General features: G+C 75.6%; 21 protein-coding genes and 2 pseudogenes. 14 read left to right on the top strand and 9 right to left on the bottom strand.

The genetic code is table 11. The annotated features are described in order from the left end of the window. Window positions 1-11: 11 nt before the first annotated feature. Entirely contained in the window at window positions 12-1,634 is a 1,623-nt protein-coding gene (locus tag AC1VL8_RS11105) for a PAS domain S-box protein (protein WP_483075211.1), read from the top strand. Between the two features lie 311 nt (window positions 1,635-1,945). On the opposite strand, the gene mtnN is transcribed toward AC1VL8_RS11105, so the two are convergent. From mtnN to AC1VL8_RS11125, 4 genes are all read right to left on the bottom strand, one after another. Further along, the gene (gene mtnN / locus AC1VL8_RS11110) at window positions 1,946-2,683 is read right to left on the bottom strand and encodes a 5'-methylthioadenosine/S-adenosylhomocysteine nucleosidase (RefSeq protein ID WP_389227084.1); all 738 of its coding nucleotides are present in this window, start codon (window positions 2,681-2,683) and stop codon (window positions 1,946-1,948) included. After that, window positions 2,680-3,132 carry an S-ribosylhomocysteine lyase gene (locus AC1VL8_RS11115; RefSeq protein ID WP_483076235.1) on the bottom strand — a complete coding sequence of 151 codons (453 nt, stop codon included), beginning with the start codon at window positions 3,130-3,132 and terminating at the stop codon, window positions 2,680-2,682. Before AC1VL8_RS11115 ends, mtnN begins: the two co-directional genes overlap by 4 nt. A 152-nt stretch (window positions 3,133-3,284) precedes the next feature. Continuing rightward, window positions 3,285-4,247: a DNA-3-methyladenine glycosylase family protein gene (locus AC1VL8_RS11120; protein ID WP_483075212.1), complete on the bottom strand. Its 963-nt coding sequence runs from the start codon at window positions 4,245-4,247 to the stop codon at window positions 3,285-3,287. 71 nt (window positions 4,248-4,318) lie between these two features. Continuing rightward, window positions 4,319-5,152, bottom strand: coding sequence for an alpha/beta fold hydrolase (locus AC1VL8_RS11125; RefSeq protein WP_389227090.1), 834 nt, complete (start codon window positions 5,150-5,152; stop codon window positions 4,319-4,321). A 115-nt stretch (window positions 5,153-5,267) separates the two neighbouring features. Between AC1VL8_RS11125 and AC1VL8_RS11130 the strand changes: the two genes are divergently transcribed. Then, entirely contained in the window at window positions 5,268-5,858 is a 591-nt protein-coding gene (locus AC1VL8_RS11130) for a TetR/AcrR family transcriptional regulator (RefSeq protein WP_483075213.1), read from the top strand. Between the two features lie 79 nt (window positions 5,859-5,937). Here the strand turns inward: AC1VL8_RS11130 and AC1VL8_RS11135 are convergent, their stop codons facing one another. Then, the gene (locus AC1VL8_RS11135; RefSeq protein ID WP_483075214.1) at window positions 5,938-6,915 is read right to left on the bottom strand and encodes an alpha/beta hydrolase; all 978 of its coding nucleotides are present in this window, start codon (window positions 6,913-6,915) and stop codon (window positions 5,938-5,940) included. Beyond that, the gene (locus AC1VL8_RS11140; RefSeq protein WP_483075215.1) at window positions 6,912-8,330 is read right to left on the bottom strand and encodes an MFS transporter; all 1,419 of its coding nucleotides are present in this window, start codon (window positions 8,328-8,330) and stop codon (window positions 6,912-6,914) included. Before AC1VL8_RS11140 ends, AC1VL8_RS11135 begins: the two co-directional genes overlap by 4 nt. Window positions 8,331-8,428: 98 nt before the next feature. Here AC1VL8_RS11140 and AC1VL8_RS11145 point away from each other — a divergent pair, with 98 nt between their 5' ends. Both AC1VL8_RS11145 and AC1VL8_RS11150 read left to right on the top strand, forming a co-directional pair. Then, a complete protein-coding gene (locus tag AC1VL8_RS11145; protein ID WP_483075216.1) occupies window positions 8,429-9,340 on the top strand; it encodes a DUF72 domain-containing protein in 912 nt (303 codons plus the stop codon). A gap of 19 nt (window positions 9,341-9,359) precedes the next feature. Next, entirely contained in the window at window positions 9,360-10,190 is an 831-nt protein-coding gene (locus tag AC1VL8_RS11150; protein WP_483075217.1) for a class I SAM-dependent methyltransferase, read from the top strand. A 4-nt stretch (window positions 10,191-10,194) separates the two neighbouring features. On the opposite strand, the gene AC1VL8_RS11155 is transcribed toward AC1VL8_RS11150, so the two are convergent. Next, a complete protein-coding gene (locus AC1VL8_RS11155; protein WP_389227851.1) occupies window positions 10,195-10,575 on the bottom strand; it encodes an RNA-binding S4 domain-containing protein in 381 nt (126 codons plus the stop codon). 77 nt (window positions 10,576-10,652) lie between these two features. Next, on the bottom strand, window positions 10,653-11,657 hold the full coding sequence (locus AC1VL8_RS11160) for a ketopantoate reductase family protein (protein WP_483075218.1): 1,005 nt from the start codon (window positions 11,655-11,657) through the stop codon (window positions 10,653-10,655). Window positions 11,658-11,717: 60 nt separating this feature from the next. Here AC1VL8_RS11160 and AC1VL8_RS11165 point away from each other — a divergent pair, with 60 nt between their 5' ends. From AC1VL8_RS11165 to arfA, 6 genes are all read left to right on the top strand, one after another. Beyond that, entirely contained in the window at window positions 11,718-12,944 is a 1,227-nt protein-coding gene (locus AC1VL8_RS11165) for an amidohydrolase (RefSeq protein ID WP_389227107.1), read from the top strand. A 118-nt stretch (window positions 12,945-13,062) separates the two neighbouring features. Next, window positions 13,063-14,358, top strand: a complete 1,296-nt coding sequence (locus AC1VL8_RS11170; RefSeq protein ID WP_483075219.1) for a S1C family serine protease — start codon at window positions 13,063-13,065, stop codon at window positions 14,356-14,358. Between the two features lie 118 nt (window positions 14,359-14,476). Then, window positions 14,477-15,481, top strand: coding sequence for a LacI family DNA-binding transcriptional regulator (locus tag AC1VL8_RS11175; protein WP_389227113.1), 1,005 nt, complete (start codon window positions 14,477-14,479; stop codon window positions 15,479-15,481). Beyond that, window positions 15,478-16,515, top strand: a complete 1,038-nt coding sequence (locus AC1VL8_RS11180) for a LacI family DNA-binding transcriptional regulator (RefSeq protein ID WP_483075220.1) — start codon at window positions 15,478-15,480, stop codon at window positions 16,513-16,515. Before AC1VL8_RS11175 ends, AC1VL8_RS11180 begins: the two co-directional genes overlap by 4 nt. Window positions 16,516-16,684: 169 nt before the next feature. Further along, window positions 16,685-18,616, top strand: a complete 1,932-nt coding sequence (locus AC1VL8_RS11185) for a glycoside hydrolase family 127 protein (RefSeq protein ID WP_483075221.1) — start codon at window positions 16,685-16,687, stop codon at window positions 18,614-18,616. 86 nt (window positions 18,617-18,702) lie between these two features. Next, entirely contained in the window at window positions 18,703-20,214 is a 1,512-nt protein-coding gene (gene arfA, locus AC1VL8_RS11190; protein WP_389227122.1) for an arabinosylfuranosidase ArfA, read from the top strand. Between the two features lie 188 nt (window positions 20,215-20,402). On the opposite strand, the gene ppdK is transcribed toward arfA, so the two are convergent. Next, on the bottom strand, window positions 20,403-23,114 hold the full coding sequence (ppdK, locus tag AC1VL8_RS11195; protein WP_483075222.1) for a pyruvate, phosphate dikinase: 2,712 nt from the start codon (window positions 23,112-23,114) through the stop codon (window positions 20,403-20,405). 297 nt (window positions 23,115-23,411) lie between these two features. Here ppdK and AC1VL8_RS11200 point away from each other — a divergent pair, with 297 nt between their 5' ends. The 4 genes and pseudogenes from AC1VL8_RS11200 to AC1VL8_RS11215 all read left to right on the top strand — a co-directional run bounded on the left by AC1VL8_RS11200 (window position 23,412) and on the right by AC1VL8_RS11215 (window position 26,249). Then, complete coding sequence (locus AC1VL8_RS11200; RefSeq protein WP_483075223.1) at window positions 23,412-24,422, top strand: PhoH family protein; 1,011 nt, start codon at window positions 23,412-23,414, stop codon at window positions 24,420-24,422. Continuing rightward, window positions 24,419-24,872 (top strand): annotated as a pseudogene (ybeY, locus tag AC1VL8_RS11205) (rRNA maturation RNase YbeY). The gene AC1VL8_RS11200 and the pseudogene ybeY overlap by 4 nt, the downstream one beginning before the upstream one ends. 89 nt (window positions 24,873-24,961) lie before the next feature. Continuing rightward, window positions 24,962-25,555 (top strand): annotated as a pseudogene (locus tag AC1VL8_RS11210) (CNNM domain-containing protein); the annotation flags it as partial. A gap of 187 nt (window positions 25,556-25,742) precedes the next feature. After that, entirely contained in the window at window positions 25,743-26,249 is a 507-nt protein-coding gene (locus tag AC1VL8_RS11215) for a transporter associated domain-containing protein (RefSeq protein ID WP_483076236.1), read from the top strand. Window positions 26,250-26,258 lie beyond the last annotated feature (9 nt).

A 26,258-nucleotide genomic window follows, 5' to 3' on the forward strand; every position in this document is an offset into this window, starting at 1 on the left:
TCGGAGCGAGGATGGGTCAGGACGTGGACGCCGCAGGGCCGCAGGAGACGTGGCCGGATTCCGCCGAGGGTGCGCGGCTGCTGCGCGGTGCGCTGGCGGCGCTGACCCGCGAGGGCGGCTTCCCGCTCGACGGCGTGGCGGCGGCCAAGCGGTCCGCGTCCGCTCCCGCCCCGACACCTGGCGGCTCCCGGCTGCCCCGGCGGCGCAAGCGCGACGCGGTGGCCGAGGACCCGGCGGCGGTCGTCGCCCGGCAGGCCGAGCGGATCCGCCAGGTCGAGAGCCTCATCGAGGCGGCGCCCATCGGCATCGGCCTGGTGTCCCTCGACGGCCGCACGCCGCTGACGAACGACACCCTGCGCCGGCTGCTCGGGTACTCCACCGAGGAGTTCGCGTCGATGCCGTTCTCCGCTTACACCGCGCTGGAGGACATCGCCGAGAACGAGCGGCTGTTCGACGCGATGGTCGCGGGCGAGAACGACGGCTTCGGCCTCGAGAAGCGGTTCGTCCGCAAGGACGGCACCGCGCTGTGGGTCGACCTCACCGTGTCGCTGGTCCGGGACGCCGACGGTCGGCCCGACTACGCGATCGGCATGACGCAGGACATCACCGACCGCAAGCGGCTCGCCGAGGAGCTGCGCGCCGCCGAGCTGCACTACCGGCTGCTCGTCGAGCACGTGCCTGCGGTCGTCTACATCGCCGAACCCGGCCCCGGCGGCCGGTTCTCCTACGTCAGCCCCCGGCTCGAGTGGATGCTCGGCTACTCCCCGGAGGAGTGGCTCGCCGACGCGACGCTCTGGTCGCGCAGCATCCACCCCGCCGACCGCGCGATGCGGACCCACGAGGAGGCGATCCGGCAGGGCCTCGGCGAGGACGAGATGCTGCCGTCGATCACCTACCGGCTGCGGCACCGTGAGGGCCACGACGTGTGGGTGCGCGACGACGCGGTGCTGCGCCGCGACGACGACGACGGCCGCCCGCGGCTGCACGGCGTGCTGGTCGACGTCACGCAGGAGAAGACGCTCGAGGAGCGGCTCGCGCACATGGTCGACCACGACGCGCTCACCGGCCTCGTCAACCGCGCCCACTTCCACCGCCTGGTGGACGAGGCGCTGGCCGGCGGGAACCTCGGCGCCCGACGCGCGGTCGCGGTCATGTACGTCGACCTCGACGACTTCAAGGCCGTGAACGACAACTTCGGCCACGCCGCGGGCGACCGCGTCCTGGTCGCCGTCGCCGACCGGCTGCGCGAGCTCGTGCCCGCGGGCAGCGCGGTCGCCCGGCTCGGCGGCGACGAGTTCGCGCTGCTGGTCACCGGCACGCGCGCCCGGGTCGAGGCCGCCGTGGCCGCCGCGTCCGCGATGGGCCAGGTCTCCGTCGACGTCGCGGGGGAGTACGCCCGGGTCGGCGCCAGCTTCGGCGCCGCGCTCGCCGACCGGCACCACACCACCGAGCTGCTGCTGCACGACGCCGACCAGGCGATGTACCAGGCGAAGCTCGGCGGCGACCGCGCAGACCGCCGTGGCGGCGACCGCCGCACCACCGCCGACCGCCGCACGGGCGGCGACCGCCGCAGCGGCGGAGACCGCCGCACGACCGCCGACCGCCGCGGCACCGCCGCCGACCGCCGCGCCTGACCCCGCCCGCACCCGCCCCGAGTGGATCCACCCGGGGCGCCACGCCGACGCGTGTCGACCGGGATCGTCCACCCTCGGGCCTGCCGGGCCCGGGTGGATCCACCCTGCGCGACGTGACGAGTGGATCCACCCTGCGCGCCACGCCGAAGCGTGTCGACCGGGATCGTCCACACCTCGGGCCTGCCGGAACGGGGTGGATCCACTCCGCGCGCAACGCCGGTGCGTGTCGACCGGGATCGTCCACACCCGGCCGCGGGTGCGGCGGGTGCCGCGGGTGGGGCGGGTGGTCGCGGATGCCGCGGGGCCGCGGGTCAGGCCGGCGCAGCCACCCGGGGGAGCATCGCGAGCACGACGGCGGCGGACCGGTCGGCCGCGTCGTCGACGTGCGTGAGGAAGTCGTCCGCACCGGCGGGGCCGCAGAGGTCCGAGATGCCGCGCACCGCGAGGAACGGCACGCCGTAGACGTGCGCGACCTGCGCGAGCGCGGTGGTCTCCATGTCCGTCGACAGGCCGCCGGGGAACTGCTCGCGCACCGGCCCGACCAGCCCGGCGTCGACGAACGCGTCGCTCGACAGCATCAGGCCGGTCCGCACGGTGAGGTCGCCGGCGTCCGCGCCGAGGGCGGCACCCCGCAGGGCGGAGTCGCCGCCGTAGGTCGCGGGCATCCCGGGCACCTGGCCGAGGGCGTAGCCGAACGCGCGCGCGTCGGCGCCGGTGTAGACGTGCTCGGTGCCTACGACGACGTCGCCGACGTGCACGCCCGCCTGCACCCCGCCGGCGCTGCCCGCGCTGATCAGCGCGGCCGGGGCACGACCGCCGCGGGCCGCCGCGACCAGCACCAGCGCCGCGGACGCGGCCGAGGACGCGTTCGCCAGCCCGATGCCGCTGCGGACCAGCAGCACCTCGCGGCCGCCGACGGTGAGCACGTGGTGCTCCGCGCCGCCGACCGTGGTGGTGGCGCCGACGGAGTCGGCCTGGGCGAGGAACGGGGCGGCCTCGTCCGGCATGGCGACCGAGACGACGACGTCCACCGCCGCGAGGGCGCTCACGCGGTCACCGTGCTCCACTCGGCGCGGTGCGCGAGGAACTCCCGCGCCGCGGCCTGCGCGCCCTCGAGGGTGTGGTTCGCGCCCCAACCGCACTGCACCTCGTTGGCCGCGGGGACCTCGTCGGCGGTGGTGAGGTCCGCGAGCGTGTCGGCGACGAGCGCCTCGACGTCGTCCTGCGCCCACTCGCCCTGGAGGATCAGGTAGAAGCCCGTCTGGCAGCCCATCGGGGAGAAGTCGATCACCCGGTCGCTGTGGTTGCGGGAGTGCTCGGCGAACAGGTGCTCCAGGGAGTGCACGACCGGCATCTCCAGGTGCGCCTTGTTCGGCTGGGTGAACCGGACGTCGAACTTGCTGATCACGTCGCCCGCCGGGAGGACCTTCGTGTCGGCCAGCCGGATGTACGGGGCGACGACCGTCCGGTGGTCGAGGTTGAACGACTCGACGTTCATGCGGGGCTGGTTCACGGCACTCCTCGGCTCGCGGGTGGGGACCTGACCATTGTGCAGCGGCGGGTCCGGGCGTGGTATTCCGGCCGGGATGCGGGCGCGGGTGTCGTGCGGGGACGACGGGCGGGGTGCGTCGGGGGTGACCCGGGAGGCCGTCACGCCAGGCGGGCGGCGCGGGGTGGCCGGGGCCGGGTCCGCGGCGACGTGGTCCGGTCGGTGAGCTCCAGCAGCCGCACGACCCGCCCTCGGTGCGGCGCCCACGGCGCGAGGACGTCCAGCACCTCCTCCTGCTCGACGCGGCGCCCGGCGATCGCGGTGCCGACCAGCCGCGGCAGGTGCAGGTCCCCGACGGACACCGCGTCCGCGTCGCCCAGCACCCGCCGGGTCGTCTCCGCGATGGTCCAGACCCCGATGCCGGGGACGGTCGCGAGGCGGCGGCGCAGCTCGGCGGGCTCGTGGCGCACGCCCTCCTGGAGCCGCGCGGCGACCGCGGCGGCGCGCAGCACGGCGGAGGACCGCTGGTCGTCGACGCCGGCCCGTCGCCAGTCCCAGACCGGCACCCGGCGCCAGCCGGCCGCGTCGGGCGGCACACGCATCCCGGAGGGCGCCGGCCCGGGCGGCGTGGTGCCGTGCCGCAGGAGCAGCCACCGCCACGCGGCGTGCGCGTCCAGCGTGACGACCCGCTGCTCCAGGACCGCCGGGACCAGCGCGCCCAGGACGTCGCCGGTGGCGGGCAGCCGCAGCCCGCGCAGCCGGTGGTGGGCGGCGGCGAGCCCGGCGTGCCCGGCCGGGTCGAACGTGCGCGGGTCGTCGTGGGAGCCGAGCAGCCGGGGTACGCCGGCGAGCGCCCGCTCGGCGCCCGGGCCCCACGCGGTCGCCGCGACCCCGCCGGCCGCGGCGGGCCGCAGGTGCAGCGTCGCGGGGCCGGTCGCGGTGCGCAGCACGTGCCAGACCGTGCCGTCGGGCAGCACCCGCAGCGCCGGGTCGCCCCCGCCGCGGCGCACGAGCATCAGCGTCAGACGGACGTCGAGCGGGCCGTCGGGCCGGTAGGTGCTGGTCAGCGGGGCGACGTCCGGCGACGGGCCCGCGGCGGGGTCGGCGGGGGTCGTCGGGGGCACACCATCAGCATGACCCACGGGTGCGACACGGGACCGGACGGCCCCGTGCCGCACCCGTGGGACGACCGGCGTCAGCGGGCGAGGAAGTCCAGCAGCAGCGCGTTGACCTCGTCTCCGTGGGTCCAGAGCATCCCGTGCGGGGCGCCCTCGATCTCGGCGTACTCGGCCTGCGGCAGGGCGGCGTGGAACGGGCGGCCGGTGGCGTCGATCGGCAGGATCCGGTCGGCGGTGCCGTGCACGATGAGCGTCGGCACGTCGATCTTCGGCAGGTCGCCGCGGAAGTCCGTCAGCCAGGTCGGCACGACGGCGGACGACGCGAACCAGGACGCCCCGGCGGCGACGTCCCAGGAGTGCCGCAGAGCCTCCTCCGAGAGGCGGCTCCCCAGGTTCTCGTCGGTGTTGTAGAAGTCGGCGTAGAAGCTGGTGAAGTACGCGTACCGGTCGGCGGTCACGGCGGCGAGGATGCCGTCGAACACGTCCTGCGGGACGCCCGTCGGGTTGTCGTCGGTGTGCAGCAGGAACGGCTCGAGCGAGGCGAGGAACACGGCCTTCGCCACGCGCTCGGAGCCGTAGGTGCCGAGGTAGCGGCCGACCTCGCCGGTGCCCATCGAGAACCCGACGAGCACGGCGTCGCGGACGTCCAGCGTGTCGAGGACGACCTTCAGGTCCGCGGCGAACGTGTCGTAGTCGTACCCGGTGGTCGGCTGGCTGGACTGCCCGAACCCGCGGCGGTCGTAGGTGATGACCCGGTAGCCGGCGCGGAGCAGCGCGGCGGACTGCTTCTCCCAGGAGCGGCCGTCGAGCGGGTAGCCGTGGATCAGCACGACGGGCTGGCCGGTGCCGTGGTCCTCGTAGTACAGGTCGATCGAGGTGGTGTTCTCGGTTCCCACGGTGATGAACGGCATGGTGCGCCTCTTCCCTCCGGTGGAGAACGATCGTTCTCCGCGATGTGGGCTACAGTAGAGAACGAACGTTCTCCGCGCAACCCCTGCGCCCACCCCCTCGAGGAGGGCCGCTCCGATGAGCACCACGACCGCCGGCACCAGCCGTGACGAGACCCAGCGCGAGCAGGTGCTCGCCGCCGCTGACCGGCTCTACTACACGCGCGGCATCCAGTCGGTCGGCATGGACGCGCTGCGCACCGAGGCCGGGGTCCCGCTCAAGCGGCTCTACCAGCTGTTCGGGTCGAAGGACGCGGTCGTGGCCGAGGTCCTCCGGCGGCGCAGCGCGAGGTGGGAGACGGGGCTCGCCGCCGCGGTCGCCGCCGCCCGCTCCCCGCGCGACCGGCTGCTCGCGGTGTACGACCACCTCGCCGGGTGGTTCGGCGACGCCGACTTCCACGGCTGCATCTTCATCAACTCGTTCGGCGAGCTCGGCGGCTGCTCGCCCGAGGTCGCGGAGCTCGTCCGGGAGCACAAGGCCGGGTTCCAGGCGTACGTCGCCGAGCTCGTCGCGGCCGTCGGCGGGCCGCCCGCGCTGGCTGCGCAGCTCGCGATCCTCGCCGAGGGCGCCCAGACGACCGCCGCCATCGCCGGCACCCCCGAGGCCGCGGCCCAGGCCCGCGCCGCCGCGGAGACGCTCATCGCCGCCGCGGGCGTCCCGGCCACCTGAACCCAGCCCCGCGAGCCGCCGAGACAGGACCGCCCGCCCGGGACAGGACCTCCCACCGCCCCGTCTCGGCGCGGAGGTCCTACCTCGGCGGGGCCGTGCGCTGGAGCCAGGTCGTCACCGCGTCCAGGTACAGCGCGCGCGGGGCGTCGGCGGACAGGGTCAGGTCGTGGATCCCGCCGGGGACGGACAGCAGCGTGACGTCGTCGCCGAGGTGGTGCGCCCGGGCCCGGATCTGCCCGACGTCGAGGACCGTGTCCTGGGCGTCGAGCAGCGGGTTCTCCCGGCTGTTCGGGCCGGACTCCGCGGCCGTCGCGACCAGGACCGGCACCGGGACGTGCAGCCCCCGGGCGAGCCGCGCCTGCCCGCGGCGGACCGCCCGCAGCCAGCCCGCGCGCACCGGGAACCCCTCGGCGGGCTTGAGCCGGCGGTCGTAGTCCCACCGGCCGCCGTTCGCGACGTGCAGGTGCCACGAGTACGCCGACGGCCCGTCCGCGAGCACCCGCATCCGGTCGACCGGTCCGACGGTGTCGAGCACCCAGGTGAACACCACCCGGTGGAACCACCGGGCGTCGAGGTCGAACCACGGGCTGTCCAGCACCAGCGCGTCGACCGCCGCACGGCCGCCGGGGCTGTCGGCCCAGAGCGCCGCGGTCAGCCCGCCGGTGGAGTGGGCGTGCACGGCGAGCCGGTCGTGGCCGAGCGCGTCCCGGACCAGCCGCGCGGCCAGGCCGAGGTCGACCCGGTACTCGGCGAGGTCGTCGACGTAGTGAGGTACCTGCCCGGGGCGCCAGGACCGGCCGCAGCGGCGCAGGTCGACCGCGTAGAACGTGTGGCCCGCCCGCTCCAGCGCGTCGGCCAGGTGGGTCTGGAAGAAGTAGTCGTTGAAGCCGTGCACGTGCAGCACGGCGGGGCCGCCGGGCCGCGTGCCGGGGGCGGGGGTGCGGCGGACGACGGTCGTGACGAGCCCCGGGTCGCTCGCGGACACGCCGAGGGTCACGTGCTCCCAGCCCGGTCCGAGGGGGTCGGGCTCCCACGTCAGCCCGGGGCCGGTGCTCACCGCGGGTCCCGGGGCCCCGGTCGCACGGGCGACGCCGACGCGGGCAGCCGCAGCGGCAGCAGCGCCGCGAGGCCGATCCCGATGACGAGCACGAGACCCAGGATGCCCCAGCGCTGCGACCCGGAGACGGCCACGAAGGTGGCGAACGCCATCGGCGCGAGGAAGCTCGCGGCGCGACCGGTCGTCGCGTACAGCCCGAAGATCTGGCTCTCGCGGCCGTCGGGTGCGACGCGGGTCAGCAGCGACCGGCTGGCCGACTGCGCCGGGCCGACGAACACGCACAGCAGCAGCCCGCAGACCCAGAACGCCGACGTCCCCGCGCCGGCGAGCGCGAACGTCGCCACCCCCGCGACGACCAGGCCGACGAGCGAGCCGACGATCAGCGCCCGGGGCCCGACGCGGTCGTCGAGCAGCCCGGCGAGGACCGTCGAGACCCCGGCGACGACGTTCGCGGCGATCGCGAACACCACGACCTCGCTCGCGCTGAACCCGAACGTGCCGGACGCGATCACCGCCCCGAACGTGAACACCCCCGCGAGCCCGTCCCGGTAGACGGCGCTGGCCAGCAGGAACAGCACCGTCGAGCGGGAGGTGCGCCACAGGTCGCGGACGTCGGCGACGATCCGGCGGTACGCCTCGACCACGCCGGGCCGGCGGCGCGCGGCGGTCCCGGCGTCCGGCGCGTCGGGGACGGCCAGCAGCACCGGCACCGCGAACACCCCGAACCACAGGGCCGACACCAGCACCGCGACGCGGATGTTCTGCCCGTCGTCCCCGGTGACCCCGAACCAGCCGACCTCCGGGTTGATGAACCCGACGAACAGGATCAGCAGCAGCACGATCCCGCCGACGTAGCCGGCGCCCCAGCCGAGCCCGCTGATCCGGCCGAGCGTCGCGGGCGTGGCGACGCGGGGGAGCAGCGCGTTGTAGTGCACCGACCCGAGCTCGAACGTCACGTTCGCCGCCGCGAGCAGCGCGATGCCGAGGAGCAGGTTCGCGGTGAGCGAGTCCGGGTCGGGGCGCACCAGGGCCATCGCCGCGCACAGGGCCACGGTGACCGCCGTCTGCACGGCGAGCCCGCGCCGCCGACGCCCCGATCCGTCCGCCCGGGTGCCGGCGAGCGGCGCCGTCAGGGCGATCAGCACGCCCGCGGCCGTCAGGCCCCAGCCCAGCCAGGTCGAGTGCTCGGCGAGCGCGGCGTCGAGCGCGTCACCCCCGGCGGCGACGACCGCCGGGTCGACGAACGCGTCGCTGGTGAGCCACCGGGTGAACACGAACGTCGTGATGACGGCGTTGAACGCCGCCGACCCCCAGTCCCACAGCGACCACGCGACGACCGGCCACCGGCCCCGTCGGGTCCCCGGCGCGGCCTCGGCGGCGACGGGTGCGGGCAGCGGGACGAGGTCGGGGTGCACGGACCAGGGATACCCCGGTCCGGCGTCCGGCGCGTGTCGACCCGCTGAACGACCGGCGACCGGTTGCCGGGCCGTGCGCCGCTGCCTACGGTCCCGGCATGACCGCCACCGTCCGCACCGGCATCTCCGGCTGGCGGTACGCACCGTGGCGCGGGGTGTTCTACCCGCCGGGCCTGCCGCAGCGCCGGGAGCTGGAGTTCGCGTCGCGACGGCTCGGGTCGATCGAGGTGAACGGGTCGTTCTACGCCCTCCAGCGACCCGGGTCGTACCAGGCGTGGCGCGCGGAGGTGCCGCCGGGGTTCGTGTTCTCCGTCAAGGGCCCGCGGTTCGTGACCCACATGAAGAAGCTCGCGGACGTCGCGACGCCGCTGGCGAACTTCTTCGCCTCCGGCGTGCTGGCGCTCGGGGACGGGCTCGGGCCGGTGCTGTGGCAGCTCCCGCCGACGCTCGGTTACGACGCCGACCGGCTCGCGCGGTTCTTCGAGCTGCTGCCGCGCACGACCGCCGAGGCCGCGGCGCTCGCGGAGCGCCACGACGAGCGGCTGGACGACCGGGCGTGGACGACCACCGACGCGGACCGCCCGCTCCGGCACGTGCTGGAGGTGCGGCACGCGTCGTTCGAGACCCCGGAGTACCCGGCGCTGCTGCGGGAGCACGGGGTCGGGCTCGTCGTCGCCGACACCGCCGGGCGCTGGCCGTACCTGGAGGACGTCACCGCGGACCTGGTCTACGTCCGGCTGCACGGTGACGCGGAGCTGTACGTGTCCGGGTACGACGACCCCGCGCTGGACCGGTGGGCGGACCGGGTCCGGGCGTGGGCGGCCGGGGGCGAGCCCGGCGACGCGCGGCGGCTCGGACCACCGGCGGAGCCGGCGCCCGCGGGGCGGGACGTGTTCGTGTACTTCGACAACGACACGAAGGTGCGCGCGCCCGTGGACGCGATGGCGCTGGCCCGACGGCTGGGAGTCGGGCCCGTGACCGGCGACGGAACGGCCCCCGCGGCACCGTGACCTGCGGCAGGGTGGCCCCATGACCGCGCACGACCCCGCGACCACCCGCGCCTACTACGACCGGCTGGGCGCGGCCGAGCACGAACGCCTGACCGCCGACGTCGCGGGCCGGGTCGCCCTGGAGGTGCACCGTCGGTTCCTCGCGCGGCACGTCCGGCCCGGCGACCGGGTGCTGGAGGTCGGCGCCGGGCCGGGGCGGTTCACCACCGCGCTCGCGGAGCTCGGCGCCCGCGTCGTCGTCACCGACCTGTCTCCGGTGCAGCTCGACCTGAACCGCACGCTGGTCGGCGCGACCGGCGCCGAGGCCGCTGTGGAGCGCCGGGAGCTGCTCGACGTCGCCGACACCACCCGGTACGGGGACGGGGAGTTCGACGCGGTGGTCGCGTACGGCGGGCCGTTGTCGTACGTCTTCGACGAGGCCGGGCCCGCTCTGCGCGGGCTGCTGCGCGTGACCCGGCCCGGGGGCACGGTGGTCGCGTCGGTGATGTCGGCGCTCGGCACCTGGCGGCACCACCTGCCCGGGGTGGTCGGGCTCGCGTCGGCGGTGGGCGAGGACGTCAACGACCGCGTGCTGCGCACCGGCGACCTGCGGCACGTGCCCGGCGCCGCGCACGTCTGCCGGATGTACCGGGCCGGGGAGGTGGCCGACCTGGCCCGCGCCGCCGGGGGCAGGCTGGTGGACGCGAGCGCGAGCGGCTGGGCCGCGCTCGGCGACCCCGCGGCGCTCGCGGTGCTGGAGTCCGACCCCGACCGGTGGGCGCGGTTCCTCGACCACGAGGTCGCGGCGTGCGCGGAGCCCGGGGCGCTCGACGGCGGGACCCACGTGCTGCTGGCGGTCCAGGGGGCCTGAGCGGTCAGTGCTCCCGGCCGCGCAGCCGGTCGATCTCGCGACGCTCCCGCTTGGTGGGTCGACCCGCGCCCCGGTCGCGCTGCGCGGCGACGGCGACCTGCTCCGGCGGCGGTGGCGCGGGCGTGCGGTCGACGTACGCGGTGGCCGCGGGGCCGGCGCCGACGCGGCGCTCCAGGACGTGCGCGACCTCGACGATCCGCTCCGGTCCCTCGCCGCGGACCCGCACCTCGTCGCCGACCTTCACGCTGGTCGCCGGCTTCGCGCGGTCGCCGTTGACCCGGACGTGCCCGGCCCGGCACGCCGCGGCGGCCAGGGCGCGGGTCTTCGTCAGGCGCACGGCCCACACCCACCGGTCGACCCGGGTCGACGACGGCCCGGCGGGCAGCACCGGACGTGCCGGGGGAGCCGGGCTGGTCGGCGGTGCCGGGGCGTCCCCGGGGTCGGCGGTCACGGTCGCGTCGCTCAGGCCGCGACCCGGGCGGCCGCGCCCCGGACGTCCGCGGGGTCGTGCCCGCCGGGCTGCTCGCCGTGGGCGGCGGCGTGCTCGGCGAGCCGGAGCAGGGTGGCGTTCAGCGGGGTCGGCACCCCGTGCAGGCGGCCGAGCAGCACGATCTCCCCGTTGAGGTACGCGGCCTCGATGGACCCGGCGCCGCGGACCAGGCTCTGCCAGGAGGACCCGCCGCGGCGGGTGACGCCCGGCAGGTCGACGAGCGTGAAGTCGCCGCGTTCGCGCTGCTCGTCCTCGGGCGCGACGGGCTCGATGCCGGCGGCGGCCAGCACCGCGCGGGCCTCCGCGACGGTGTCGGCCAGCAGCTCCCGGGCCGCGGGCTCGCGGACCGGGCCGCACAGCGCCTCGACGGCGTTGCCGAGGTTGCTCAGCAGCTTCGCGTACTTCCACGCCATGACGTCCTCGACCACGGGGGCGCGGAAGCCCGCTGCCACCAGGTCGGCGCCGACGCGGCCGAGGTCGGGGTCGGGCGCGCCCGCGGGGACCGTGCCGAGCGTCAGCACCCCCGCGACGGGGCTGCCCGCCGCGGACACCCGGCCGGGCTCCAGGAACGTCGCCGGCAGCCACACGCACATGCCCGCGACCCGCGCGAACCGGCGCAGGGCCGTGCGCTCGTTGTCGACGCCGTTCTGCGCGCAGACCAGCAGCAGGTCCTCGCCCGCGGTCCGGCCGCCGGCGACGGGGCGGTCGGCCCACTGCGCGGTGGTGGCCGCGGTGTCCTGGCCCTTGACGGCGAGCACGAGCACGTCGCCCGGGCGCAGGTCGACGTCCTGCGGGCCCGACGCGACCGGGGCGTGCACGGTGCGCGCGCCCGACTCGGTGGTCAGGTGCAGGCCGTCCGCCCGCAGCGCGTCGAGGTGGTCGCCGCGCGCGACGAGGACGACGTCGCGCCCCGCCTCCGCGAGCAGCCCGCCGATGGTCCCGCCGACCGCGCCGGCCCCGATGATCACGTATCGCACCCGGTCACGGTGCCACATCCCGGTCGCCTCCCGCTCCGGAGGGCGACGTACGGTGGAGGTATGACCACCTCCTCCCTCGTCGCCATCACGGGCGGCTACGTCGTCCCCGTCTCCTCCGCCCCGATCGAGGGCGGCACCGTCCTGATCCGCGACGGCCGCATCGAGGCGGTCGGCGCCGACGTCGTGGTGCCCGACGGTGCGACGGTCGTCGACGCGACCGGCCGCTGGGTGCTGCCGGGCTTCGTGGAGGCGCACGGCCACGTGGGCATCCACGAGGAGGGCGAGGGTGTCGCCGGCAACGACACCAACGAGATGACCGGGCCGAACATGGCCGGCGTCCGGGCGGTCGACGCCATCAACATCGACGACGAGGGCTTCCGCGACGCGCTGTCCGGCGGCATCACCTCGGTCGTCGTGAAGCCCGGGTCGGGCAACCCGATCGGCGGCCAGAGCGTCGCGATCAAGTCCTGGGGCGGGCGCACGATCGACGAGCAGGTGATCTCCGACGCCGTGAGCGTCAAGTCCGCGCTCGGGGAGAACCCCAAGCGCGTGTACGCCGAGAAGAAGCAGACCCCGTCGACCCGCCTGGGCACCGCGCTGGTCATCCGGCAGGCGTTCACCGACGCCCAGCACTACCGCGCCGCGCGGGACGCCGCCGCAGCGAAGGGCGAGCCGTTCAAGAAGGACCTGACGCTCGACACCCTCGCCCGGGTGCTCGACGGCGAGCTCGTCTGGGACCAGCACACCCACCGGCACGACGACATCGTCACGGCGATCCGCCTGGCCGACGAGTTCGGCTACAAGCTCGTCATCAACCACGGCACCGAGGGCCACAAGGTCGCGGACGTGCTCGCCGAGCGCGACATCCCGGTGATCTTCGGCCCGATGTTCACGTCGCGGTCCAAGGTCGAGCTCCGCGACCGCGCCATCGCGCACCTCGCCACGCTCGCCGCGGCCGGGGTCCGGGTCGCCATCACCACCGACCACCCCGTCGTGCCGATCAACTTCCTGGTGCACCAGGCCACGCTCGCGGTGAAGGACGGCCTGCCGCGCGAGACCGCGCTCGAGGCGCTGACGACGAACCCCGCCGCGTTCCTCGGGCTCGACGGCCGGGTCGGGGCGCTCGAGGCCGGGCGCGACGGCGACGTCGTCATCTGGTCCGGCGACCCGCTCGACGTGCACGCGCGCGCCGAGCACGTCCTCATCGAGGGCCGGACCGTCTACACGTGGGACCGCGAGACGGCGACCGCCCACGTGGTCGAGCGCGCGGAGCGGTTCACCGCCTGACGCCCACCGGCGCGGGTTCATGGGCGGCTCCCAGCGACCGCCCAGCGGACGGTCGGGGGAGCGGGGTGCACTGAGGGTCGTCGACGCCACCCGCGGCGTCGCCCCCCGGAGGTGCCTCATGGACCAGCACGACCCCACCACGCCGACCCCGGCCGCCGACCCCGCGAGCACGCCGCAGCCCGTCGTCGCGGACGCGTACCCGCCCCGGCGGATGTCGCGCCGGCGGCGGCGGGCGGTCGCGCTCGTGTCCTCGGGTGTCGTCGCGGCCGGGCTGGTGCTCGGCGGGTCGGCGCTCGCGGTGGGCCTGCCGGACGGGCGCAGCACCGGGCTGACGGTGGCGCCGGAACCCGCGACCGGCTCCGGCGGGCTCACCGCGCCCCGGTGGTCCGGCGGACCGGCCACCGGGTCGTCGGGGTCGGGGTCGTCCGGTTCGGGCGGCCCGTCCGGCTCGGCCGGCTCGACCGGCACCGCGACCCTCGACGCCGCCACCGCCTCCGCGGCGCAGCAGACCGGCGTGGTGCTGATCGACACCGTCCTCGGCTACCAGTCCGCGCAGGCCGCCGGCACCGGCGTGGTGCTCACCTCGGACGGTCTGGTCGTGACGAACAACCACGTGGTCGAGGGCGCGACCGAGATCACCGTGACCGTCGGCGCCACCGGCGAGCAGTACCCGGCCACGGTCGTCGGCACCGACGCGTCCGCGGACGTCGCCGTGCTGCAGCTCGCGGACGCCTCCGGCCTGGCGACGGCCTCGCTGGACGACGACGACGCGGTGGCGGTCGGCGACGCCGTCACCGCGGTCGGCAACGCGCAGGGCGGCGGCGTCCTGCTCGCGGCGGGCGGCACGGTCACGGCGCTGGACGAGTCGATCACCACCCAGGCCGAGGGCGTCTCGGCGGGCGAGCGGCTCACCGGCCTGATCCAGGTCGACGCCGACGTGGTGTCCGGCGACTCCGGCGGGCCGCTGCTGGACGACGAGGGCGAGGTCGTCGGCATCACCACCGCCGCGTCGTCCGGGTCGGCGGACATCACCGGCTACGCGCTCCCGATCGGGGACGTCCTCGACGTGGTGACGCAGATCGTCGCCGGCGACGACACCGACAGCATCGTGCTCGGGTACCCCGCGTTCCTCGGCGTGCAGCTCGCGACCACGTCGACCGGGCTCGGGTCGGGCCTCGCGGGCGGCGGGGCACGTGTCGCCGGGGTGGTCGAGGGCACCCCGGCGGTCGACGCCGGTCTGACCGCCGGCGACACGATCACCGCGGTCGACGGCACCCCGGTGGCGGACGGCGACGCGCTCAGCGCCGCCCTGGCCACCCGTGCCCCCGGCGACGCCGTCGCCCTGACCTGGACCACCGCCGCGGGCGAGACCCGCACGGCCACGGTCACCCTCGCCCAGGGCCCTGCCGCCTGACCCTCCCGCCGGCCGCCGCCGAGATGACACCCCTCACCTGTGCCGCGGGGTGCCGCCGCAGGCGCGTTCGGTCATCTCGGCGGGGGAGGGTGCGGGTGCGCCGGTACGCTCGCGGGTCATGGCCGTCACGATGCAGGACGTCGCGCGCCGGGCGGACGTCTCCGTGAAGACGGTGTCCCGGGTGGTCAACGACGAGCCGCACATCAGCCCGGACAAGCGCGAGCGGGTGCTCGCCGCGATCGACGAGCTCGGGTACCGGCTGAACCCGGCGGCGCGGACCCTGCGCACCGGCCGGTCGGGGGTCATCGGCCTGGGACTGCCGGACCTGCGCGAGCCGTACTACGCCGAGCTGGCGCACGCGGTGCTGCAGCAGGCCGGCCGGCGGGGGCTGACCGTGCTGGTCGACCCGACCGGCGGGGACCGCGACCGGGAGCTGGCGCTGCTCGGCGGGCGCGGCGGCGGCCTGGACGGCGTGCTGCTGTACGCGCTGGGGGTCGGCGCGCAGGACGCCGTCGGGGCGGCGCTGCCCGCGGTGCTGCTCGGCGAGCGGGTCGCGCCGGGGGCGTCGGCGGCCGTCGACGTGGACCCGGCCGTGGCCGCGGCGGTCGCGCACCTGGTCGAGACGGGCCGGCGGCGGGTCGCGGTCCTCGGCGCCGACCCCCGGCCCGGGTCCCCGGGTGCGCGGCGGACCGAGGCGTTCCGCCGGGCGGCCGCCGTGCACGGTCTGGCGGTCGACGAGGCGCTGCTCGTGGACGTCGGCCCGCGGTGGGGCCGGCAGGAGGGTGCCGTCGCCGCGGCCCGGCTGCTGGACGCCGGTAGGCCGTTCGACGCGCTGCTCGCCCACAACGACGCCCTCGCCCTCGGGGCGCTGCGCGCGGCGCTCGACCGCGGCCTGCGGGTGCCGGGGGACCTCGCGGTGATCGGCTCCGGGGACACCGAGGACGCCCGGTACGCCGTGCCGTCGCTCACCTCGATCGCGCAGGGCACCAGCGAGGTCGCGGGCACGGCGGTCGCGCTGCTGGTGGACCGGATCGAGGGCCGCCCGTCCCGCGACGAGGCGCCGCGCGCCGCCGCAGTCGACCTGCGGCTGCGCGAGTCGACGCTCGGGGTGGGGGTCGCGTGAGCGGCGAGGAGGGCCGCGCGGTCACGATGGCCGACGTCGCCGCAGCGGCGGGCGTCTCGGTCAAGACCGTGTCGAACGTCCTGGCCGACCACCCCCAGGTGCGGGCCGCGACCCGCGACCGGGTGCTGGCCGCGGTGACGGCGCTGGGGTACCGGGTGAACCCGTTCGCCAGCCGGCTGCGGTCCGGGCGCACCGGGGTGATCGCGTTCGCGCTGCCGCACCTGTACCAGCCGTACTTCGGCGACATGGCCGAGCGGGTGATCGCCGAGGGGGAGCGCCGCGGGCTGACCGTGGTGATCGAGCCGACCGACGCCCTCGCCGAGCGGGAGCGGGCCGTGCTGTCCGGTGCGCGCCGCCAGCAGGTGGACGGGGCGATCCTGTCCCCGGCCGCGCTCGGCGTCGCGGAGCTCCAGGGGCTGCGCGTCGAGGGCCCGGTGGTCCTGCTCGGGCCGCGGCTGGCGGCCCCGCCCGCGGACCAGGTGGTGATGGACGACCAGGGCGCGGCGCGCTCGGCGGTCGAGCACCTGCTCGCCTCGGGTCGCCGTCGGGTCGCGGCGATCGGCACGGCCGACGACGGCGGGTCCGCGGACCGGCGCGAGGCAGGGTACCGGGACGCGCTCGCGGCGTACGGCGTGCCGGTCGACGAGGCGCTGCTGCTGCGGGCGCCGGACTGGGACCGCCGGTCGTCGGGTGCGGCCGCGGTGGTGCGGCTGCTGGACTCGGGCGCGCCGTTCGACGCGGTGTTCTGCTTCAACGACGCGATGGCGTTCGGGGTGCTGCGGGTGCTCGCGAGCCGGGGTCTGCGGGTGCCGGACGACGTGGCCGTGGTGGGGTTCGACAACACCGAGCAGTGCCGGTTCTCGACGCCGCCGCTCACGTCCGTCGAGCCGGGGCAGGAGCAGATCGCGCGGACGGCGGTCGACCTGCTCGTGCGGCGGATCGAGGGTCGGACGGACGGGCCCGAGGTCGTCGTCGCCGACCACCACCTGGTGGTCCGGGAGTCGTCGGGCGGGCCGCGGACGCCGGTCGCCTGACCGGCGCCGACTCCGACGATGTCAGTGCCAGCACGCTCATCGGGTCGTCACGGTTGACAACGATGTAAGTCTGGCCGCAAGGTGGCTCCGCACACCGACGCACGCACCGCCCGCACCCCGCACCGCCCGCACCCCGCACCGCCCGCACCCCGCACAGGCAAGGACGCCCATGCCGCTCGACCTCCGACCCGCCGACGCCGGACCCGCCCCGGCCCGCCCCGCCCACGCCGGCCCGGTCGACCCCCGCGCCACCGACCGCCTCGCCCAGCGCCCCCTGCCCGCGAGCGCCGTGCGCCTCGACCCCGCCGGGCACCTCGGTCGCTGGCAGGCGCTGAATGCCGCCGCGACCCTGCCGCACAGCATCGCGATGCTGGAGACCTCCGGCGCGCTGCCGAACCTGCGCCGGGTGGTCGGGGAGTCGGACGCGGAGTACGTCGGGTACATGTTCGCGGACTCGGACGTCTACAAGGTCCTCGAGGCCGTCGGCTGGGAGATCGGGCGGACGGGTACGGACGCGTTCGACGGGTTCCTCGCGGACACCCTCGACCTGCTGACCCGGGTCCAGGAGGACGACGGCTACCTCAGCTCGTACGTCCAGGGGACCCGGCCGGGGGAGCGGTTCGCGGACCTGCGCTGGGCGCACGAGCTCTACTGCGCCGGGCACCTGATCCAGGCGGCGGTCGCCCTGCACCGCGGCGCCGGCCGCGACGACTTCCTGGCCCTGGCCCGCCGGTACGCCGACCTGCTGGTGCGGACGTTCGGCCCCAAGGGCCGGGCGGGCTACTGCGGGCACCCCGAGGTCGAGACCGCGCTGGTCGAGCTGTACCGCGCGACCGGCCACGAGCCGTACCTCGCGACCGCCCGCCGGATGGTCGACGAGCGCGGGCAGGACCTGGCGCTGCTCGGCCCGGACCGGCTCGGCGCCCACTACTTCCAGGACCACGCCCCGGTGCGGGAGTCCCTCGAGGCGACGGGGCACGCGGTCCGGCAGCTCTACCTGAACGCCGGGGTCACGGACGTGTACCTCGAGCAGGGCGACGACCGGCTGCTCGCCGCGGTGCGCGCCCAGTGGGACTCGGCGCACCACCAGAAGATGTACGTGACCGGCGCGATGGGCTCGCGGCACTTCGACGAGTCGTTCGGCGACGCCTACGAGCTGCCGCCGGACCGCGCCTACGCGGAGACCTGCGCGGCGATCGCCGACGTGCAGTGGAGCCAGCGGATGCTGCTCGCCGACGGCGGGTCCCGGTACGCGGACGCGGTCGAGCGCGCGCTGCTGAACGCCGTCGCCGCGTCGGTGTCCGCGGACGGGCGCGCGTTCTTCTACTCCAACCCCCTGCACCTGCGCGCGGGGCACCGCGAGGAGGAGAACGCCCCGTCGCGGCGCACGCCCTGGTACTCGTGCGCGTGCTGCCCGCCGAACATCGCCCGCCTGGTCGCCTCGCTGGCGGCCTACGTGGCGACCGCGACCGACGACGCCCTGCGGGTCCAGCTGTACGCCGCCGGGGAGATCGACCTGCCCGCGCACCTCGGCACCGGCACGGTCCGCGTCGCCACCGCCTACCCGGCGGACGGGCGGGTCCGGGTCGACGTCGACGGGGAGCTGACCGGCCGCCTCGAGCTGCGCGTGCCGGCCTGGGCGCCGGGTCTGCGGCTGTCCGTCGACGGCGCCCCCGTCCCGGAGCCCCGGGTCGTCGACGGGTACCTGACCGTCCCCTCCGGGACGCGCCGCGTCGAGCTGGACCTGGACATGCCCGCCGTCGCCGTCGCCGCGCACCCGCGGGTCGATGCCGTCCGCGGTGCGGTCGCGCTCACCCGCGGGCCGGTCGTCTACTGCGTCGAGCAGGCCGACCACCCCGACGGGCCGTCCGTCGAGGACGTGCGGCTGCGGCCCGGCGGCGCGCTGGTCGTCGAGCCCCGTGCGGGTGCGCTGCCCCTGATCCGCGCGCAGGGGGTGGCCGCCGAGACCGACGACGCCCCGCTCTACGGCACGCGCACCACCACCCCCGCCGACCGCCCCGTCCCGCTCACCGCCGTCCCGTACGCCGAGTGGGGCAACCGCGCGCCCGGCCCGATGCGGGTCTGGCTCCCGCTCGCCTGACCCGCCCCCGCCGACCCCGACCCCCGTACCACCCCAGCCCCGCACCACCCCAGCCCCCGCACCACCCCAGGAAGGACATCCCACCCGTGACCGACGCCCGCCTCACCGTCGACCCCGAGCTCGTCGTCTCCCCGGTCCACCGCCGCACGTTCGGCTCGTTCGTCGAGCACCTCGGCCGGTGCGTCTACACCGGCATCCACGACCCCGGCCACCCGACCGCCGACGAGGACGGGTTCCGCGAGGACGTCCTGGAGCTCGTCCGCGAGCTCGGCGTCACGAGCGTGCGGTACCCGGGCGGCAACTTCGTCTCCGGCTACCGCTGGGAGGACGGTGTCGGCCCGGTCGAGGACCGTCCCGCCCGGCTCGACCTCGCGTGGCACTCCCTGGAGCCCAACACCGTGGGCGTCGACGAGTTCCTGCGCTGGACCCGCAAGGCCGGTGTCGAGCCGATGATGGCCGTCAACCTCGGCACCCGCGGCGTCCTCGAGGCCGTCGACCTGCTCGACTACTGCAACAGCACCGCGCCGACCGCGTGGGCGAAGCAGCGGGCGGCGAACGGTTCGCCGGAGGCCTACGACATCCGCATGTGGTGCCTGGGCAACGAGATGGACGGGCCCTGGCAGACGGGCCACAAGACGGCCCACGAGTACGGCCGGATCGCCGCCGAGACGGCCCGGGCCATGCGCCAGGTCGACCCGACGCTCGAGCTGGTGGCCTGCGGGTCGTCCGCGCCGGACCTGCCGACGTTCGGCACCTGGGAGCGCGAGGTGCTCACCGAGACCTACGACCAGGTCGACTACATCTCGATCCACCGGTACTACGAGATCAAGGGCGACGACACGCACTCGTTCCTCGGGTCGTGCGTCGACATGGACGCGTTCATCGACGACGTCGTGGCGACCGCCGACGGCGTCCGCGCCGCGCTCAAGGCCGAGAAGCGGATGATGCTCTCGTTCGACGAGTGGAACGTCTGGTACCAGTCCCGCGCGGCCTCGGTGCCGCCGGCGGGCGACGACTGGCCGGTCGCGCCGGTGCTGCTCGAGGACCGCTACTCCGCGATGGACGCCGTGGTGGTCGGCAACATGCTCATCACCCTGCTGCGGCACTCCGACCGGGTGACCAGCGCGTCCCAGGCGCAGCTGGTCAACGTGATCGCGCCGATCATGACCGAGCCGGGCGGGCGGGTCTGGAAGCAGACGATCTTCCACCCGTTCGCGCAGACCGCCGCCCTCGCGCGGGGCTCCGTGCTGCGGGTCGACCCGGTGTCGGAGACGTTCCCGACCGCGCAGCACGGCGACGTGCCCGCGGTCGACGCGGTCGCCACCTGGGACGAGGAGACCGGGACCGGCTCCCTGCTGGTGGTCAACCGGCACCCGGAGCGTGCCCAGGACCTCACCGTGGACCTGTCCCGGCTCGGGGACGTCCGGGTCGTGGCGGCCACGACGCTGCACCACGACGACCCGTTCGCCGTGAACACCGCCGACGCCCCCGACGAGGTGGCGCCGCGCGCCCGCGAGGACGTCGCGCTGGTCGACGGCACCCTGACGATGGCGCTGCCCGCCATCTCGTTCAGCACCGTCGCGCTGGCCCGCGGCTGACCTGCGGTGCGGGCGCGCTCGCGCGTCCGCACCGTTCGTCCGCGCGCCCACGCCGTCCGCGCGCGTGCCCGCCGGGCTCGGCGCCCGCCCCCGCCGTGGGGGTCAGGGTGCCGAGCCCGCCGGACCGGACGCCCGTGTGCCGCCGGCCCCGGTGTCCCAACCGGGGCGACGGCGCCGCGCGCGTCCCCTCAGCGGGAGTCGGAGACGGTGCCCCGGATCGCGGCCCTGCCGGCCTCGAGCCGCGCGACCGGGACCCGGAACGGCGAGCAGGACACGTAGTCCAGCCCGACCGCGTCGAAGAACCCGATCGACTCCGGGTCGCCGCCGTGCTCGCCGCAGACCCCGATCACGAGGTCCGGCCGGGAAGCCCGCCCCTCGTCGACCGCGAGCCGCACGAGCCGCCCGACCCCCTTGGTGTCGATGCTCTCGAACGGCGACACGGTGAGCACGCCGTTCGCGAGGTACTGCGGGAAGAACGCCCCCTCCACGTCGTCGCGGGAGAACCCCCACGTGGTCTGCGTGAGGTCGTTGGTGCCGAACGAGAAGAACTGCGCGACCTCCGCGATGCGGTCCGCCGTGAGCGCCGCGCGCGGCAGCTCGATCATCGCGCCGACCGGCAGGTCCAGCGGCACCCCGCGGGTCGCGCCGACCTCCGCCATGATCCGCAGCGCCTCGTCGCGGACCAGGTGCAGCTCCATCACCGACCCGATCAGCGGCACCATGATCTCCGGCCGCGGCGAGCCGCCGGCCTCCAGCCGGTCCGCGGTGGCCTCGCACACCGCCCGGATCTGCAGCGCGAACAGCCCCGGCACGACCAGGCCCAGCCGGACGCCGCGCAGCCCCAGCATCGGGTTCGCCTCGTGCATCCGGCGCACCGCGGCCAGCAGGCGCACGTCCCGCTCGTCGGGGGCGCCGCGCTCCTCGGCCAGCGCCACGCGGACCGCCAGGTCCGTCAGGTCCGGCAGGAACTCGTGCAGGGGCGGGTCGATCAGCCGGATCGTCGTCGGCAGCCCGTCCATCTCGGCCAGCAGCCCGACGAAGTCCTCGCGCTGCAACGGCAGCAGCGCGTCGAGCGCGGCCTCCCGCTCGGCGTCGTCCTCGGCCAGCACCACCCGCTCGACCAGCACCCGCCGCTCGCCGAGGAACATGTGCTCCGTCCGGCACAGCCCGATGCCCTCGGCCCCGAGCGCCCGGGCCCGGCGCGCGTCGTCGGCGGTGTCGGCGTTGGCGTGCACGTGCAGGCGCCGGGTGTCGTCGGCGTGCGTGAGCAGCCGGTGCACCGACCGCACCAGGTCGCCGGTCTGCTCGTCGTCGCCGGCCTGCGCGAGCGCCGCGTCGAGGCCCTGCTCCAGGTAGGTGCTCACCGGCGACGGCGACACGGGCACCGCCCCGAGGAACACCTCGCCCGTGGACCCGTCGAGCGCGAGCACGTCGCCCTCGGCGACCCGGTGCCCACCGACCGCCATCGCGCGGGCCGCCGGGTCGATGTCCAGCGCGTCGGCGCCGACCACGCAGGTGCGCCCCATCCCGCGCGCGACCACGGCGGCGTGCGAGGTCTTCCCGCCGCGGGCCGTGAGCACGCCCACCGCCGCGATCATCCCGCCGAGGTCGTCCGGGTTGGTCTCGCGGCGCACGAGCACGACGTCCTGGCCCTCGGCCGCCCAGGCCTGCGCCGTCGCGGAGTCGAACACCGCCCGCCCCACCGCGGCGCCGGGGGAGGCCGCCATGCCGCGGGCCAGGGTGGTGCGCTCGGCGGTCGCGTCGAACTGCGGGAACATCAGCTGCGCGAGCTGCGCGCCGCTGACCCGGGTCAGCGCCTCGTCCATCGTGATGAGGTGCTCGTCGACCAGCTGCGTCGCGATCCGGAACGCGGCGGGGGCGGTGCGCTTGCCGACCCGGGTCTGCAGCATCCACAGCGTGCCGCGCTCGACAGTGAACTCCACGTCGCACAGGTCGCGGTAGTGCGTCTCGAGCCGGCGCATCGCCTGCCGCAGGGCCGTGTACGAGCGGAGGTCGACCTGCTCCATCTCGGCGAGGCTCAGGGTGTTGCGGATGCCCGACACCACGTCCTCGCCCTGGGCGTTCACGAGGTAGTCGCCGTAGTCCCCGGACCGGCCGGTCGCGGGGTCGCGGGTGAACGCCACGCCGGTGCCCGACGTCGGGCCGAGGTTGCCGAACACCATGCTCACGACGTTCACCGCGGTGCCGAGGTCGTCCGGGATCCGCTCGCGCCGCCGGTACAGCCGCGCGCGGTCGGTGTCCCAGGACCGCAGCACCGCGACGATCGCCAGGTCCAGCTGCTCGCGCGGGTGCTGCGGGAACACCCGGCCGGACTCCGCCAGGACGATCGCCTTGAACTCGTCGACCAGCGCGCGCAGGTCGTCGGCGTCCAGGTCGACGTCGTGCTCGACGCCCTTGGTGGCCTTGGCGCGGTCGAGGGCGGCCGCGAACAGGTCGCCGTCGACGTCCAGCACCGTCTTGCCGAACATCTGGATCAGCCGCCGGTACGAGTCCCAGGCGAACCGCTCGTCCCCGGAGAACTCCGTGAGCCCGACGACCGACGCGTCGTTCAGCCCGACGTTGAGCACCGTCTCCATCATCCCGGGCATCGAGAACTTGGCACCGGAGCGGACCGACACCAGCAGCGGGTCGTGGAAGTCGCCGAGCCGCCGGCCGAGCGTGTCCTCCAGCCGGCGCAGCGCCATCGTCACCTCGACCCGCAGCTCCGGCGGCAGGTGCCCGGTCCGCATGAACGCGCGGCACGCGTCGGTGGTGATGGTGAACCCCGGCGGGACCGGCAGGCCGAGCCGGGTCATCTCGGCGAGGTTCGCGCCCTTGCCGCCGAGCAGGTCCTTGTCGTCCTTGCCGCCCTCGGAGAAGTCCTGGACGTAGCTGGCCACGTGCACCCCCGGGTCCCGCGGAGGGCGCCGTTGCCCCCACACGCCCGAGTGTCCACCCGCCCCCGCCGCCGCCACCAGGGACGAGGGTCCCCCCTTCTCGCCTCCGCTCGGCGGGCGAGGTCGAGGGTTTCGCCCCAGGAGGGGCCGTGAAACCCTCGACCTCGCGCGAAACCCTCGACCTCGGCGCCAGCCGCGCGGAGCCGGTCAGCGGTATCAGGGGGCGACGCGTCGGTGGCCGCCGGTAGGATGGTCGAGTCCTACCCGTCCGGATCAAGGAGCGCGGCGCGAGCCGAGCACATGGCTGAGACCTCACCCGATCGACACGATCGATCGCTCCCCGGCGTGGCGGCCCGGGTCGAGCACCGCATCACGATCCCGTCCGGCGTGTCGATGGTCGAGCTGCTGGGCCTGAACGACCAGGTGCTGCGTGCCGTGGAGTCGGGCTTCGCGACGGTCGACGTGCACGTGCGCGGCAACGAGATCGCGCTCGCCGGGCCGGCGGGCGACGTCGCCCTGGTCGCGCGGCTGGTGGACGAGCTGGTCGAGATGGCCGCGGTCGGCACGCCGCTGACGGCCGACGTCGTGACGCGCTCCGTCGCGATGCTGACCGCGGGCACCGCGACGCGCCCGGCCGACGTGCTGGCGTTCAACATCCTGTCCAACCGCGGCCGGACGATCCGCGCCAAGACGTCGGGGCAGAAGGAGTACGTCGAGGCGATCGACCGGAACACCATCACGTTCGGGATCGGCCCGGCGGGCACCGGCAAGACGTACCTGGCGATGGCGAAGGCCGTGCAGGCGCTCCAGGCCCGGCAGGTCGACCGGATCGTGCTGACCCGCCCCGCGGTCGAGGCCGGCGAGCGCCTCGGGTTCCTGCCCGGCGGGCTCAGCGAGAAGATCGACCCGTACCTGCGGCCCCTGTACGACGCGCTGCACGACATGGTCGACGTCGAGTCGATCCCGCGGCTGATGGAGGCGGGGACCATCGAGGTCGCCCCGCTGGCCTACATGCGCGGCCGCACGCTCAACAGCTCCTTCATCATCCTGGACGAGGCGCAGAACACCTCGGCCGAGCAGATGAAGATGTTCCTCACCCGCCTCGGCTTCGGCTCGAAGGTCGTGGTCACCGGCGACGTCACGCAGGTCGACCTGCCGTCGGGGACCCCGTCCGGGCTGCGGGTGGTGGAGTCGATCCTGGCGGACGTCGACGACGTCGCGTTCTGCCGGATGTCCTCCTCCGACGTCGTCCGCCACCGGTTGGTGAGCGACATCATCGACGCCTACGCACGCTGGGACAGCAACACATGAGCATCGAGGTCAACAACGAGTCCGGCCACGAGGTCGACGAGGCGGAGTTCGCCGCACTGGCGCGCTTCGTGCTCGACCAGATGCACGTGCACCCGCAGACCGACCTGTCGATCCTGTTCGTGGACACGACGGTCATGACGGACCTGCACGTGAAGTGGATGGACGAGCCCGGCCCCACGGACGTGCTCTCCTTCCCGATGGACGAGCTGCGCCCCGGCCGCGCCGACGAGCCCACGCCCGCCGGGCTGCTGGGCGACGTGGTGCTGTGCCCGGAGGTCGCCGTCGAGCAGGCGCGCACCGCGGGGCACTCCACGGCGGAGGAGCTTGCTGCTGCTCACCACGCACGGGATCCTGCACCTGCTGGGCTACGACCACGCGGAGCCGGAGGAGGAGAAGGAGATGTTCGGCCTGCAGCGCCAGCTGCTGCTGACCTTCCTCGCCGGCCGATGACCGAGGTCCCGGTCGGGCTGCTCGTCGTCCTGACGGTCCTGGCCGTCCTGGTGGCGGCGGCGCTGTCCGCGGGCGAGGCCGCGGTGCTGCGGGTCGGCCGGAACGACCTGGCCGACCTGCTGAGCGGACGGCACCCCGCCGCGGAGCGGGTGCAGCGCCTCGCCGAGGACCGCACCGCCGTCGCGGGCGCCGCGTCCGTGGTGCGGCTGCTGTGCGAGATGCTCGCGGCGGTGTGCCTCACGCTGGCGATCGCCGCCTCCGACCTGGTGTGGTCGGTCGAGCTGGTCATCGCCGTGCTGGCCTGCGCGTTCCTGACCGTGGTCCTCGCGCGGCTGAGCCCGCGGTCGCTCGGCCACCGCTACCCGCGGGTGGTGCTGACCGCGACGTCGCGGCTGCTCGCCGGCGTCCGGGTGGTCGCCGGCCCGCTGGTCGGCGTCGCGTCCGCCGCCGGCTCCGAGGTCGAGCCCGACGAGCTGCGCGAGATCGTCGAGCGCACCGGGGACGGCCCGGGCGTCGACACCGACGAGCGCCAGATGGTCCGCTCGGTGCTGGGCCTCGGCGACACCCTGACCCGCGAGGTGATGGTCCCGCGCACCGACATGGTGACGACCGTCGAGTCGACCCCGCTGACCAAGGTGCTGTCGCTGCTGCTGCGTTCCGGGTACTCGCGTGTGCCGGTGATCGGCGAGCAGGTGGACGACCTGCGGGGCGTGCTCTACCTCAAGGACCTGGTCCGGCGGATGCAGGACGACCCGACCGCCGGGGACGCCCCCGCGGGGTCGCTCGTCCGGCCCGCGGTGTTCGTCCCGGAGTCCAAGCCGGTCGACGAGCTGCTGCGCGAGCTTCCAGGCCGGGGCCTCGCACATCGCGATGGTCGTCGACGAGTACGGCGGCATCGCCGGGCTGGTGACGATCGAGGACGCGCTGGAGGAGATCGTCGGCGAGCTGACCGACGAGCACGACCCCTCCGCCCCGCAGGTCGAGGACCTCGGCGGCGGCACCTACCTGGTGCCCGCCCGCCTCGGCAAGGACGAGCTCGGCGAGCTGTTCGGCGTCGAGGTGGACGACGACGACGTCGACACCGCGGGCGGGCTGCTCGCCAAGTCCCTCGGCAAGGTGCCCATCCCGGGCTCCGCGGGGGAGATCCACGGGCTCCGGCTCGTCGCGCAGGGCACCGAGGGCCGGCGCAAGCGCGTCGCCCGGGTGCTCGTGTCCCGCGCCCCCGACGACGCGGACGCCCAGGACGCCCCCCGCACCGACGACCGCGGCGACGCCCGGTCCGACTCCCGGTCCGACTCCCGGTCCGACGACCGCCCCGAGACACCCGACCGCGCCGCCGGCGCCGTCGCCCCCACGCACCGCCCCGCAGACCAGTGACGGAGACCC

It is taken from the genome of Cellulomonas sp. KU4C (assembly GCF_056868065.1).

Excerpts from the sequence above, each read along its gene's own strand:
- AC1VL8_RS11125 (WP_389227090.1), bottom strand. The coding sequence starts at position 5,152 with ATGCCGTTCATCACCGTGGGAACCGAGAACACCACCTCGATCGACCTG.
- AC1VL8_RS11215 (WP_483076236.1), top strand. The coding sequence starts at position 25,743 with ATGGTCGTCGACGAGTACGGCGGCATCGCCGGGCTGGTGACGATCGAG.
- AC1VL8_RS11145 (WP_483075216.1), top strand. The coding sequence starts at position 8,429 with ATGACCGCCACCGTCCGCACCGGCATCTCCGGCTGGCGGTACGCACCG.
- AC1VL8_RS11185 (WP_483075221.1), top strand. The coding sequence starts at position 16,685 with ATGCCGCTCGACCTCCGACCCGCCGACGCCGGACCCGCCCCGGCCCGC.
- AC1VL8_RS11175 (WP_389227113.1), top strand. The coding sequence starts at position 14,477 with ATGGCCGTCACGATGCAGGACGTCGCGCGCCGGGCGGACGTCTCCGTG.
- AC1VL8_RS11165 (WP_389227107.1), top strand. The coding sequence starts at position 11,718 with ATGACCACCTCCTCCCTCGTCGCCATCACGGGCGGCTACGTCGTCCCC.
- AC1VL8_RS11130 (WP_483075213.1), top strand. The coding sequence starts at position 5,268 with ATGAGCACCACGACCGCCGGCACCAGCCGTGACGAGACCCAGCGCGAG.
- AC1VL8_RS11150 (WP_483075217.1), top strand. The coding sequence starts at position 9,360 with ATGACCGCGCACGACCCCGCGACCACCCGCGCCTACTACGACCGGCTG.
- AC1VL8_RS11170 (WP_483075219.1), top strand. The coding sequence starts at position 13,063 with ATGGACCAGCACGACCCCACCACGCCGACCCCGGCCGCCGACCCCGCG.
- AC1VL8_RS11105 (WP_483075211.1), top strand. The coding sequence starts at position 12 with ATGGGTCAGGACGTGGACGCCGCAGGGCCGCAGGAGACGTGGCCGGAT.
- AC1VL8_RS11200 (WP_483075223.1), top strand. The coding sequence starts at position 23,412 with ATGGCTGAGACCTCACCCGATCGACACGATCGATCGCTCCCCGGCGTG.
- AC1VL8_RS11115 (WP_483076235.1), bottom strand. The coding sequence starts at position 3,132 with ATGAACGTCGAGTCGTTCAACCTCGACCACCGGACGGTCGTCGCCCCG.